Consider the following 13,459-nt stretch of genomic DNA (forward strand, 5'->3'; position numbering starts at 1 on the left):
CTGATAAGTGATGAGAATTCATTTTTGTGCTCTGTATCATTCCTTTCCCCCTGGTGCCGGTCTGGCGCAGCTTTGTGGATGGATGTGATTTCCTTCTCCCCCTCATTTCCTTGTTGAAAAGATTACGCCTGCCCGTTGGAAAAGTGACCTTTAGTAATCTTTACTTTCCTTATCCAGAAAAAATATTCTTATTTATCATAATGTTGATTAGATAAGCTTTTTGCAATGTATTGAAAAAAATATGGTTTTATCAACTTACTGATAAATATATAAAAAATATCTCAATTAAGATTTTTACCCGAGTTTTGTGGATTGCTATGAGGAGTTAAACCGCCGGATAGGCAATACTGAAGATGCATAATTCGATAAGCACAGGCGATAAAATGAAGAGAGTTTTTGTGATTAACCACAGCGTTCGGTTCGATCCTTTGTCCCGAATGTTGGTTGTTCTGGATAGACCGGAGGTTATGGTGCAACTCCACACCCCTGCCAGTGAATGCTTGCGCTTATTAGTGAGTCATAATGGTGAAACCTTGACTCATCAATTTCTATCTGAGGAAGTGTGGGAGAAGAAAGGCAGTTATGTCACGGCTAATTCGTTATACCAGAACATCGCGGCCATAAGACGAGGTTTAAAAGCAGTTGGTTTAGACGAAACGATGTTGAAAACGATCCCTAAAACCGGGTTCCAGATTTATGCGTCAATAGAAGAAGAGGATTTGCCCCCTGTCATAAAGGAATCATCCGCTCCCCTTTCGGCACCGGAGAATAAAGCAGAACCGCTGACGCCTCGCAGAGTTATACAACCCATGTTGTCACATTCAAAAATGCCGATCAAGATTCTCTACTTAGCCATATTTGTCATTTTTATCTCAGGCAGTTTTCTCCTTTACCAACAAATAACACTAAACAGATACCATTTTGACTCGTATACCCACATAGGGTTAATCAACAAATGTGATGTCTATTCCTATTATTCTGGCAAGGAGAAAAGCACAGATATTTTTAATGCATTAATAAAAAGCAGTTCGTTGACATGCCCAATGGGTGGAAAGGCCTGGTTAACCTTCAATGCCAACTATCGGATGTCATCTATTGTTATGTGTGATCAGAATATTGATAAAGACGGTGTAAACTGTAAGTCTTATATCTACTCTGGAGATGTAAATGAAAAATTATAAAAAGATTGCCGGGAGGGTTTTAATCGGTTTACTGGCCTGCATTCCGTTGGTGATGAGTATGTACGTAAAGACTAATAATAACAATTTTTCGTGCGATGGTGAGATAACTATCCAAAATTTAGATGAGACTTACAATGTCGTTATGCACTACCGTTTTAACAATGGGATCGGGAATTATATTGCAACTGGAGTGATACAAAACGCAGACAATTCGACTCGCCCCATAAGTAAAAGCTTTACCTTCCACTACACTCAGGAAGGCGATAATTTAACTTTATTGTCCAATGAAGATATTAACAGCTCGGTGGATACGAACACCCCTGACGTCCTGGTGCCTGATTTCTTTCGCACCAGCGGGCGGGGGCTAAGTATTCGCCTTAAACGTGAGAACCCAACGGGTGCTTTAATCATTCTGGGTAATACCCCTGTCTTTTATTGCAAACGCTCACAGGCATGAAGATGTGCCGCTCACTCAATCGCCCGATAATTAGAAAAAAGTGCCATCTCTTCCGCCGTTTGCCTGTGCCAGGAATCCGTAAAATGGAAAGTGTGAAAATGGCTCAAGCGGAGCTGAAAACAGCAGGATTGATGACGTGGCAAAAACATTATTGCGCAGCGGATGCTTAGATGACTTCCTTTCGCTTGGCGAAAACGGGCAAACGGTTTTCGACTCAGCACTACAAATTCGCGAAACATTACGCTTACGCAAACAGCAAGCAGTGGTCGATAGCCTGGCGATCCCTCAGCCAAACGATGAAGGCGATCGTGTTGACTGGTACGCCCCCTTTGAAGGTAGCGTTGTCAGTTGGGCTGCCGCCAGTGATGAGCAACGCAAAAAAGCCCTGCGCTATCTCGATAACTGCCAGGCCAACATCGCCTCGCTGATTCAGCGTTGCCAACAGGCGGAAAAAACGTCCATCCAACTTTTTGGCTCGTTGCTCGCCAATACATTGCAGTTTCCGGGTAGCCAGCATGTTTATCTGGTAGACGGGAAGCCAGTCATCACTTTTTGGGGCTTTGTGACGCTAAATAGTAGTGCCCGCCCTGATCCACTGGATTGCTTACGCATTGCTGAAGAACACGAGCCGGTTATTGAATTCCTGCCAGAACCGGCGCCTGCTGCGCCACCTGTCGTGGTGTTAAGCGAACCCGATGAGCCACTCTATTCCGTGGCGGCACTCACTCCTGTGGCACCCCAAAATGATGAGCCATTGGTATCAGCGCCAGAGCCTGAAGTCGTGCGTGAAACACCCGTCACGAAAAAGCCGAAGCGTTGGTTGCTACCTGTTGCAGCCGCCATCATCGCCTGTATCGCCGCCCCGCTCTCTTATTATCTGGTATCGGCACCACATGCCGAACCTTTAGCCCAGAAACAAGCGGAAGTTAAACCTCAAACCATCGCTCCAGCAGCCATTCAGGCAGCACCTGTGGCCCATGTTTCAACGTTGCCTGTCGCTCAGGCTGCAGTCGTTGAACCACCGGCAGCGGAACCAGAACCTGCTGTAGTTGCAACAACCACACCGGCAGCTGAGATACCTAAAGGCACGCTGGTTTTACCGGCTGATTCGCTAAAAATTGGCTCGACTAAATTCCTCAACGGTAACTGGCGTGTGGCCATCAACGTTAAAGATTCCATCACCGGCAAACCGCCTACGCTGCGTTATCAAATTGCCAACAACAAAGGCAATGTTCGGCTGGTGCATGGCGACAATATTGTCTGCAAAGCAGAAGTATTCTCAGGGCTGATGCAGTCCGGTACGTTGATGATTAAAACCCGTGGCAATGCGCGTTGTAGCGATGGCTCACGCTATCCGCTGCCGGAAATATCCTGCAAACCTGGCGAGAATGATGTCGCCGAGTGCAGTGGGCGCTACGAGGAGGACACCGTGGTTCCTGTGACATTTAAAAAAGTGGGTGATTAATCAATGTTTGCCACTCTGTATCCCTATAAGTCGAGCGTGACGCTCATTAAAGACAGCGGCATTCAGTTTCTGGATTTCGGCCTTGCTCCTCAGCCTAATGCTCCGCATACCGGGCGCTTTGTGCGTAAAACGGCGAACGGCCCGCTTTTGCGCCTTGATTACGATGTGATACCGGGCAAATTTACTCTGCCAGGCACGCAGGGTTCTGCTCCAGAGGTAGTGAAACCGGAAAGCACCATCACCCTTGGCCATTCTCTGAAACTGCTGGATAAAACCTGGCTGCCGCTGCCATTCCTGCGTTTTAACCCGCCACGAACTTTTGTGGGCGGCCCGGATAACTGGGCTCGAGTGCAGATTCGTTGCCTTGAAACACCTGATTCGGCTGGAAACACGGTACGCATTACCATCGCACTGGATACAAAAATCCTGGCTGATGATAACCCTGCGGCCCATTTGGCCCCCACGCAAAATGATGTCCGTAACGGAGCCCGTTTTGCCCTTGCGTGGCACAACGAAGAGATTAACGACTTTATCGATCAAACCTGGGTTGATGGCTGGCTGCGTGAAGTGTTCACGCAATTCACCACCCGCCACGAATCCAGAACAGAGCGTGAGATCAGCAACGCGCTGAAAACCTTCGAGTACCAGGCGCACTATCTCAATATTATCGAGATGCTCGGCGCACAGCTTTCGGTGCCAGAAGTGAAAATTGTCACCGCAACGCTGCAAGCCCCGGCGATCCCTGTCGATCTGGTGCTGGATGTCGGCAATACCCACACCTGCGGCGTATTAATTGAAGACCACGGCGAAGCCAATGACGGCCTGCGCCAGACTGCCGAACTACAAATTCGCTCGCTCAGTGAACCGCAAACCATCAACGAAGCGATGTTTACCAGCCGCCTCGAATTCTCAGAAGCCAAATTCGGCAAACAGCATTTCTCGGTGGAAAGTGGCCGTGACGATGCGTTTGTCTGGCCGTCGATTGCCCGCGTTGGCGATGAAGCTCGCAGCATGGCTTCTGCCCGTTTGGGGACCGATGGCGCAAGTGGCATCTCCAGCCCACGCCGTTATCTATGGGATGAAACTCCGGCCAACCAGGATTGGCGTTTTAGCCAGATGGGTGTGAAAACTCAGCGCGAACCGCTGGCAACCGCATATCCCCTGATGAACCTGATGAATGACGACGGGCAACCGCTCTATTCATTACCGCTGGAAGACCGGCTGCCGGTGTTTTCGCCACAGTACAGCCGCAGTTCGTTAATGACGCTGATGCTGTGTGAATTGTTGGCGCAGGCGCTGATGCAGATTAACAGTGTCGGCTCACGCCAGAGCATGGGGCACCTTAATGCGCCACGTCAGCTACGCCATCTGATCCTGACACTGCCTTCGGCGATGCCAAAACAGGAGCGTGAGATCTTCCGCCAGCGGATGCAGGAAGCGGTAGGTCTGGTGTGGAAAGCAATGGAATGGCACCCGACAGACGATGGTTTCACCAGCGAGCGTGATTTCCAGAAAAGTGTCGTCCCGGTCCCAGATGTGCAGATGGAATGGGACGAAGCCACCTGCGGGCAACTGGTTTGGCTGTATAACGAAGCTCTGGTCAACTATGCCGGGCAAACGGGCAACTTCTTTAAAAGCCTCGCTCGCCCTGACCGCGAGTTAACCGCTGATGAACTACCGGGTAAAACGCTGCGCGTCGCATCCATTGATATCGGTGGTGGCACAACCGATATGGCTATCACCCAGTATCATCTTGATGATGGTGTCGGTAGCAATGTGAAAATTGCTCCGCGTCTACTGTTCCGCGAAGGCTTTAAAGTCGCGGGTGATGACATTTTGCTGGATGTTATCCAGCGCTGTGTGCTCCCAGCATTACAGGCTCAAATTCATCAGGCAGGTGTGGTTGATACCACCGGCCTGATGACCACGTTGTTTGGTGAGTCCGGGCGCATGGACACGCGAGGTACGCTGCGCCAGCAAACCGCGCTGCAACTGTTTATCCCTCTTGGGCATGCAGTGCTGTCTTACTGGGAAAATAGCGATCCCGATGATCACCACGCAACACTCGAAGCGACATTTGGCGAACTGTTGGCCCAACGCCCAACAGATAACGTGATTAATTATGTTCAACAGGCTGTGCAGCACGCACTGCCTGCTGATGCACCGGCGTTTGATCTGTTCAGCGTGCCATTACAGGTTGAACTGGCATCGCTACAAGAGGCGTTACTTGCAGGGCAGTTCACTCTGAGCGCCCCGCTTCAGGCGCTGTGTGAAGTGATAAGCCACTATTGCTGCGATGTGCTGTTGGTGACCGGACGCCCGGCCTGCTTACCAGGCGTGCAGGCATTATTGCGCTACCAACAACCGGTACCAGTGAACCGCATCGTCTGGTTGGATAATTATCAGACTCATGAATGGTATCCATTTAGCCAGCAAGGCCGTATTGGCAACCCGAAATCTACCGCCGCTGTTGGTGCCATGCTGTGCAGCCTGGCGATGGACTTGCGCCTGCCGGGCTTTAACTTCAAAGCCTCTGACATTCAGGCTTACTCCACTGTGCGCTATCTGGGCATGCTCGATGGCAACAACACATTAGTTGAGAAAAACGTCTGGTATCGCGATATCGATCTCGACGATCCGAAATCAACGCTTGATACCCGTCTGCATTTCCCACTGCGCGGCAATGCTTGTCTCGGTTTCCGCCAGCTTGATGATGCCCGCTGGCCTGCCACACCACTTTATACACTGGCGATTAACTCACCCCAGTTGGCAAAAGAGATAGCCGGTGAAGGTGTGCTAAATGTGCGCCTGCAACAGACTCGCGAAGCCGATGCTTTTGTGCTGGCGGAAGCCTGGTTGCAGGATGGCAGCAAAGTTCCACTTAACCAGCTCAGTTTTAAATTGAATACCCTGGCAGGAAGCTACAGCGGAGCCAGCCATTACTGGATTGACAGCGGGAGCGTGTATCAAAAATGAATCAAATAACCTCAACGCTGCACCCTTTAGTGGACTGGGTACAACAGACTCGCCAGACTGTTCCCCTGGTGGAAAATGAAGCCAATGGCCTGCTGCATAAACTGGCCACACTCCAGCAGCGTCAGCATCAGCTTGACTTACAGGCGGAGCAACCGCTAACAATTGGCTTATATGGCCACTCTGTCGCGGGCAAGCATCACCTACTGACCACGCTACTGGGCGATAATCATGAACGTATCGAGATTATGCTCGGCGGAAAAGTGCTGGATTATCTGACGCACATTAACCCGGGGCATGCGCCCGGTATTGCCGTGCGTTTTACTCGCCGCGAACTGCCGGTTGCGGAACATTACCCGTTGCTCATCACGCTGTGCAGTACAAGTACGCTTGCTCAGCGTATGATTCGCCAGTATCACGCCAATAGTGCTACCCGTTTTACGCAGCCTGAGGTGATCGCATTAAAGCTCAAAGAGTTACAGTCTCGCCGCCAGGCACAACCGATGCCTGGGCTGACACCGCTGCAATTCTCTGATATTGCACAAACTTACCAGCAAGTGGTTCGCCGCCAACATCATCTGGATAATACGTTGTGGCAGCAAATGGCCGATCTTCTGCCGTGGCTAAGCTGCGCCGATCAAGCCACATTGCTGGCACCACTCTGGGGAGATAACGCCACTATTACCGCTCAATGGCAGCATCTTGCGCAGACGTTGAATCATTTAGGTTACGCCCATCAGGTTTTAGCTCCCGCCAGTCTGTTGGTGGATACCTTCCTGATTCCGGTAGAAGGCTTTTTGATCCCCACCACGCCTGACGAACCAGAAATGAACGCGGATGTTCTGGTTTGCCCTCTGGTCAATCAACAAGCCGGGACACATACCAGCCTGGCTCAGCATGATTTACAGCAGTTGAGCGCTGAAATTACGCTTTCGCTTAACTACCAGCCACGACTGGCGCAGGTTGAAGTGGTCGATATTCCCCTCGCGCAGCTTGATGATTACGCACAATATCTACAGCCCGATAAATTAGTGGTATGCAATGCGGCAGCCGAGCGTCGGGGAGTAAATGCAGCAGGTAAAATGCTGGCGCGTTGGGTCGATAAAACCCAGGCCAGTAATGCCACAACACCAGGTCTGATTTGGGCGATTACTCCGCGCGATGCCCGTTTTAGCGGCGCTAACCTTGATGAAGGCGTGCAACGTGTTATAGGTCTGCCAGGTAAACGTTGGGGGACTTTGCAAGCACTGGATAGCCGTAATATGCACCGTTTGCTGGAGTGGCTTGCCGATGCGCTGGTTCCGGCACAGCGGACACTGCGTATTGAGATGTTGCAGGCCGCGCTGAATGCGGAAGTCAGCGCCCTATTCACCCATATGATTGAAGACGAAAACCTTACACCGGAACACGCACGTTCTCAGGCTGAAGGTCTGGTGCGCGCGCTGCAATCCCACGCGGCCCTTCATGGTGAACTGCTGGCAAGCCTGCTGCCGGAGCGCCATGTCTTACAGCAACGTTGGGTAAGTCATCAGCAATTACGTAGCCACCAGCCGGCGGGTTTCCATCTGGATATCGATCTGTTTGCAGAAGTGGACAGCAGTGAAACGCAAACGCGCAGCCCCAACAGTTTTGCCAACGTAGTACATCTGTTGTGGATTAATCATTTGCGTCAGTTGGCAACTCACCGCGAGGTTGCTCATCTTTCCGGGCTGGATAACACCCAACGCCAGGCACTTTGCCAGTTGTTGATTGTCGCCAGTTATCGCCTGAAATTACCTGAACAGCTAGAGTCGGCATTGCGCCACGGTGATGGCAGCATGGCGCAGGAAATCACCTGTGTGACAGCTGTATTAGGTGATTTTGTTAGCTGGTTGGGTTATGCCCATGTTGACCCAGCTTTGCGCCCGGCAAGTCGGGTGAATAAAGGCTCACCTGTGTTTGCACCACAAAAACAGGCGACAGCCAGCAACCGCCTGGTGCGCTTGGGCGAGCAACCCGCGCGCGGCAACACGCTTTATGTCTATGACTGGTTGGTGGCGCTATATACCCGCGCGGTGGAAAACATCGGCTATCGCCATCCGCTGGATGTGAGCGATGCTCAGAAAGCGAAACTGAAAGCGTTGTTGAATTTGTAACCCTGCAACGGGTGGATAATTTTTGCGCTTATCCACCCGACAGAACCATCATAGCGGGCAATACATCTGACCGTTGCTAAAACTCCAGTCATCAGTCTGATTAAATTGAATAACTACCATCACATCATCAGGATGGATAGCTAATTCCTGATGCAAACGCTCGCTAAGTTGGTGGTAAAAGCTCTGCTTTTGTTCGCTAGTACGTGCTTTCCCGGCAGTTATCTGGAACAAAATAAAGTTATCACTGCGTTTACCGCTCAGATATTCACGGTCAAATACGCGCTGGCTGATGGGCAATCGCTCGAAAACCTGAAATTTATCTTTTAGCGGTACCGCAAATTGCCCAGTCAGGCTCTGATGCAAAATCTCAGAAATATTTGCCAGCTGTTCATCATCATAATGTTCACCAAGGGTGATTCGGGTAAAAGGCATTAGAGAGTCTCCTCATCCATACAACTTAGCGCGGAGACCGCAGCAGGCCAACCTGCGTAAAATGCCAGATGGGTGAAAACTTCCGTCAGTTCCTCATTGCTCAAACCATTTTGCCGGGCAAAGTTCAGATGCCATGGCAATTGTTGCATGCGCCCAAGAGCGACCAGAGTTGCCACCGTGATTAAGCTGCGATCGCGTGGCGACAGTTGTTCGCGCGTCCATATATCATCAAAAAGCACGTTATTGCTCAGCTCAGCAAGCTTCGGGGAGAGGCGGGAAAGCGTATTTTTATCGAGTGTTTTGCTCATGTAGTTCGCTCCTGATTGACAGTGAACTCATCATGGCGCAATAGTTACGTCCACAAAATCGCATAATTCAAAACTAACCATCCTGATTTTAAGGACAATAATGAACAAACTGGCCCCGACTCTCGATCTGGATGCACTACGAAGTTTTGTTACCGGCATTGAGTCCGGCAGTTTTGCTCAGGCGGCGACTCGCTTGTCCCGTTCAACTTCGGCAGTTAGCGCGCAATTGAAAAAACTGGAACGACAGTGTGATGCCGCTCTGGTGGTAAAAAAAGGACGGCACCTTGAACTCACCCGTCATGGCGAAATGTTGATGGGCTACGCGCGGCGAATTCTGGAGCTTAACGATGAAACTCTGCGCGCCCTGAAAGATGAATTGCTGAAGGGTGAAATTCGCATTGGGATGCAGGAAGATTTTGGTGAATCACTGATGCCAGGAATACTTGGCCAGTTCAAACGCCATCATCCCGGTGTCAGGATTGTGGCAAAAGTCGACCGCAACCAAGCCCTACAGACTGCACTTGATAACAGCCAACTCGATATGGCGCTGATGTGGCAGCCTGCAACAGCATCCAGCCAGGGCAAGCTTCTTGGGCAGTGCAAACTGGAATGGATCCATCATCCGGACTTAGACATTTCCGCACTGCTGGCAAGTGGTGAACCCTTGCCGCTAGTGATGTTTGAAAACCCATGTCTGATGCGTTCAAGAGCAACCGAATGTCTTGACCTGGCGGGTATTGCCTGGCGGGTTATATTTGTCAGCCATAGCCTCAGTGGTATTTGGGCGGCAGTTCAGGCCGGACTTGGGTTGACGGTACGGACCCACATTGGTATGCCCAGCAATCTACATAAGACATCTCATCTTCTGCCTTCACCAGGATCGCTGGGTATCACGCTTAAACAGCTGAAAATATCAGGCGTCGATAACAGTGTACAAACTCGCCTCGCACAGTTAATGGAAGAGGCGTTATCTACGCTCAGCTATTGAAAGAGCACCCATCACCCTGCCAGCCGGTAGTTTTTAGGAATTGCTCCCACGTCAACGCGTGTGGGTTAGTCTGCCTGCTCCACAAGAGATCGCGGTCCGGGCGGTAATAACCCTGTTCAACGGCGTATTCTGCCATTCCAATAACCTCTTCTACCAACCCGCCCATTTGTGCAAATGCCGGGAAATGGTTTAGCAGTTCCTCACGCGTCACAGCCGAGCTATACACCGCCTTTTTTCCCGTGACACGGATAAAGGTTTCGACCATCTCAGCAGGCGTGAGCATTTCACCAATCACCGGCAAAGTACGGCCTGCGTATTTGTCATGATTATCAAAAATCTCCAGTACCGCCGGGCCTGTTGCAGTCAGTGGATCGACAAAAGGCGCACGAAAATCTTCCGGTAAATAGATGGGGAAAATTAACGTATCGTCGGCCTTACGCGGCTGGTAATACTCAAGCAGATTGGTATAGAAAAACGCCATCATAATAAATGAGCTGGAAATAGGCAGCGTACGGATGTACTCCTCAACTTGGCCTTTATCGGTAAAGTGCGGCACCCATTTTTTACCCTCAGTAATTTTCCCGACGTTTTCCAGACTGCTGAAAACCAAGTGCTGTACACCTGCTTCAATTGCCGCATCAGCGATTTCTTTGCCTAATGCGGTTTCATGCGTCTGCGCGTTAATTGCTTCCGGGGTGATGCCGGGCGTCAGCATAAACACCCCATGTGCGCCTTTAAAAGACTGAATAAACTCGTCTTTGTGCCCCAAATCCAGCGGCACATTAATGAGCTCAGCCCCTAAATGCGCGAGCTCCTGTGCTTGCGGTGAATCTACCCGCCGGGTTAATGCACGCACCTGATAGCGCTTGCTTTCCAGCAACGTGCGCACAACGCTGCACCCTTGTTTGCTCAACGCGCCTACCACGGTGATTAATGGTTTGTTCTTTACTGACATGGCCCTTCTCCTGATCATTCTTACGTGTCTGGCTTGAATTATCAGGACATCTGAGGGATAAGAGAAATCGAATGATTTATATTAAGGAATCCACCCGATGGATACCACACGCATAGATTTGAACTTACTGCTCACACTTGAAGCGCTACTTGCCGAACAGAATGTGACCAAAGCGGCTGTACGACTGCATCTCAGCCAGCCTGCGGTTAGCGCGCAACTTAACCGCCTGCGCGATCTGTTTGATGACCCGCTGCTGATTCCTGCCAGGCGAGGAATGACACCGACGGCCAAGGCGCTTGAGTTGATTATCCCTGTGCGCGAGTCCCTCGAACAATTGCGGCACACGCTGCAATCGCACAAAGATTTTCACCCTGAACGCGCGAACCTGACCGTCACGATTAGCTGCACCGATTACACCCAGGCCGCAATTGTGATGCCGCTGGTACTGGCTCTGCGGCAACAGGCTCCAGGTGTGCGTATTGCCGTGCGTGCCTATAATCCTGCGCAATTTGAACAACAGTTGGCGAGCGGTGAAGTTGATATCGCCATTGCGTCACAGGATGATTCGAAACCGCACCTGCGTTCGTACCATTTGTTTGATGAAATTTACGTGTTGATTGGGCGGCGCGACCATCCGGCACTGAAAGAAAACCTCACCATCGAGGAGTTTGTCGAGCTGGAACATGTGGTTGTGTCACCCACCGGAGGCAGTTTTACGACTCCTGTTGATGACGCGCTAGCAACCTTCGGGCACAAAAGAAATGTGGTTATGTCGGCGGCAACCTTTATGTTCGTACCGCAAATCGTCTCGGTGAGTGACTTGGTGGCTTTGGTTCCGCGCCGCTTATTACTAACGCAGCCGCAAGAATTGAGGGTCACTGAATTACCATGGCTTGCAGAGCAGTTTGACGTGAGTCTGGTCTGGCACGAACGCAATCACGGGCACGCTGGTCATCGCTGGGTTAGAGAGTTGATTGCACAGATCATATCGCCCACGTAACCACGTTAAATTGCTGGGAAATGCATTTAATCCTCACTACACTCGATGACACCTTAACATTTAAATAACAAAAGAGGTGTCATATGCCACGAACATCCCCTGTCTCTATTTCGATGCTGATCAATGGACTGTCCGTTGATGCACAAAACCAGGCAACTTTTGAACGCCGCAATCCGCTAGATGAACACGTCGCGACTATCGCGCCTGCTGCCACCTTCAATGACGCTCGCGCAGCAGTCGAAGCCGCAAGCCTGGCATTTGTCGCCTGGTCACAAACTCCGCCAAACCAGCGCCGGGCTTTGCTTTTCAAAGCCGCTGATGCGCTGGAAGCCAAACAAGCTGCATTTGTCGCCGCGATGGCGGCCGAGACAGGTGCTACCGCTCAGTGGGCTGAATTTAATGTGCATTTAGGCGCCGGGATTCTGCGTGAAGCCGCAGCTCTCACCACGCAAATTAATGGTGAAGTTATCCCATCAGATGTGCCAGGAAATCTGGCAATGGCAATCCGCCAACCTGCGGGTGTCGTGCTGGGAATGGCACCGTGGAATGCGCCCGTGATCCTTGGCGTTCGTGCCATCGCCACCCCGCTTGCCTGCGGCAACTGCGTGGTGCTGAAAGGTTCTGAAATCTCCCCCGCAACACATGGTTTGATTATTGATGCACTCAATGAAGCCGGATTCCCGGCGGGTGTAGTCAATTTTGTCACCAATGCGCCACAAGATGCGGGAACCGTAGTGGAGACGATGATTGCTCATCCCGCAGTGCGCCGAGTGAACTTCACCGGTTCAACGCACGTCGGGAGGATTATCGCGCAAACTTGTGCTCGTTATCTCAAACCTGTGGTTTTAGAGCTGGGTGGCAAAGCACCTTTGCTGGTTCTGCATGATGCTGACGTTGATTTGGCGGTGAACTGCGCGGCGTTCGGAGCCTTCGCGAACTCTGGGCAAATCTGCATGTCAACCGAGCGCATTATCGTTGACGAACGGATAGCCGATGAATTTGTAGCAAAATTTGCAGCTAAAGCGACGAGTTTGCCGTGCAGCGACCCACGCCTTGGCCCAACCGTGTTGGGTTCAGTTGTCGATGTACAGACGGTTTCGCGTTGCAATGATTTGATTGATGACGCATTGGCAAAAGGTGCAAAACTGGTTGCCGGTGACAAAGCGGATTCCACCCTCATGCCCGCTACAGTGCTGGATTTTGTCACTAATGAAATGCGCATTTACCACGAAGAATCCTTCGGGCCGGTAAAAGGGATTATTCGTGCAAAAGGTGATGAAGAAGCGCTGGCTATCGCCAATGACAACGATCTTGGCTTGTCTGCTGCGGTATTCAGTCGCGATACCGCTCGCGCATGGAATATTGCCAGCCGCATTCAAAGCGGAATCTGCCACATCAATAGCCCAACGGTGCACGACGAAGCGCAGATGCCATTCGGCGGTGTGAAAGACTCAGGTTACGGACGTTTTGGTGGGCAGGCAGGGGTACGAGAGTTTACCGAACTGCGCTGGATCACCATGCAAACCCAGCCACGACCGTTACCATTCTGATGCGGTAAGAAACGT

11 protein-coding genes are annotated in these 13,459 nt (G+C 51.0%); 8 read left to right on the forward strand and 3 right to left on the reverse strand.

The window, feature by feature from the left end:
- Positions 1-383: 383 nt before the first annotated feature.
- The 5 genes from AC0IXI_RS12515 to AC0IXI_RS12535 all read left to right on the forward strand — a co-directional run bounded on the left by AC0IXI_RS12515 (position 384) and on the right by AC0IXI_RS12535 (position 8,211).
- The gene (locus tag AC0IXI_RS12515) at positions 384-1,181 is read left to right on the forward strand and encodes a winged helix-turn-helix domain-containing protein (protein WP_471682517.1); all 798 of its coding nucleotides are present in this window, start codon (positions 384-386) and stop codon (positions 1,179-1,181) included.
- The gene (locus AC0IXI_RS12520; RefSeq protein ID WP_471682518.1) at positions 1,168-1,638 is read left to right on the forward strand and encodes a hypothetical protein; all 471 of its coding nucleotides are present in this window, start codon (positions 1,168-1,170) and stop codon (positions 1,636-1,638) included. Before AC0IXI_RS12515 ends, AC0IXI_RS12520 begins: the two co-directional genes overlap by 14 nt.
- A gap of 136 nt (positions 1,639-1,774) precedes the next feature.
- Positions 1,775-3,103 carry an SrfA family protein gene (locus tag AC0IXI_RS12525; RefSeq protein ID WP_471682519.1) on the forward strand — a complete coding sequence of 443 codons (1,329 nt, stop codon included), beginning with the start codon at positions 1,775-1,777 and terminating at the stop codon, positions 3,101-3,103.
- Between the two features lie 3 nt (positions 3,104-3,106).
- On the forward strand, positions 3,107-6,079 hold the full coding sequence (locus AC0IXI_RS12530; RefSeq protein ID WP_134182709.1) for a virulence factor SrfB: 2,973 nt from the start codon (positions 3,107-3,109) through the stop codon (positions 6,077-6,079).
- Positions 6,076-8,211, forward strand: a complete 2,136-nt coding sequence (locus AC0IXI_RS12535) for a virulence factor SrfC family protein (protein WP_471682520.1) — start codon at positions 6,076-6,078, stop codon at positions 8,209-8,211. Before AC0IXI_RS12530 ends, AC0IXI_RS12535 begins: the two co-directional genes overlap by 4 nt.
- A gap of 48 nt (positions 8,212-8,259) precedes the next feature.
- On the opposite strand, the gene AC0IXI_RS12540 is transcribed toward AC0IXI_RS12535, so the two are convergent.
- Entirely contained in the window at positions 8,260-8,643 is a 384-nt protein-coding gene (locus AC0IXI_RS12540) for a tautomerase family protein (RefSeq protein WP_064518771.1), read from the reverse strand.
- Positions 8,643-8,951: a carboxymuconolactone decarboxylase family protein gene (locus AC0IXI_RS12545; RefSeq protein WP_064518770.1), complete on the reverse strand. Its 309-nt coding sequence runs from the start codon at positions 8,949-8,951 to the stop codon at positions 8,643-8,645. The genes AC0IXI_RS12540 and AC0IXI_RS12545 overlap by 1 nt, the downstream gene beginning before the upstream one ends.
- A gap of 100 nt (positions 8,952-9,051) precedes the next feature.
- Between AC0IXI_RS12545 and AC0IXI_RS12550 the strand changes: the two genes are divergently transcribed.
- Entirely contained in the window at positions 9,052-9,939 is an 888-nt protein-coding gene (locus tag AC0IXI_RS12550; protein ID WP_413498295.1) for a LysR substrate-binding domain-containing protein, read from the forward strand.
- Here AC0IXI_RS12550 and AC0IXI_RS12555 read toward each other — a convergent pair.
- Positions 9,929-10,894 (reverse strand): NmrA/HSCARG family protein, encoded by a 966-nt coding sequence (locus AC0IXI_RS12555; protein WP_471682521.1) that lies wholly within the window; start codon positions 10,892-10,894, stop codon positions 9,929-9,931. The genes AC0IXI_RS12550 and AC0IXI_RS12555 overlap by 11 nt on opposite strands.
- 97 nt (positions 10,895-10,991) lie before the next feature.
- Between AC0IXI_RS12555 and AC0IXI_RS12560 the strand changes: the two genes are divergently transcribed.
- The gene (locus tag AC0IXI_RS12560; protein WP_064518767.1) at positions 10,992-11,894 is read left to right on the forward strand and encodes a LysR family transcriptional regulator; all 903 of its coding nucleotides are present in this window, start codon (positions 10,992-10,994) and stop codon (positions 11,892-11,894) included.
- Between the two features lie 83 nt (positions 11,895-11,977).
- On the forward strand, positions 11,978-13,444 hold the full coding sequence (locus AC0IXI_RS12565) for an aldehyde dehydrogenase (RefSeq protein ID WP_471682522.1): 1,467 nt from the start codon (positions 11,978-11,980) through the stop codon (positions 13,442-13,444).
- The last annotated feature ends 15 nt before the right edge of the window (positions 13,445-13,459 follow it).

The sequence above is a fragment of the Buttiauxella sp. AC038 genome (genome assembly GCF_979253565.1).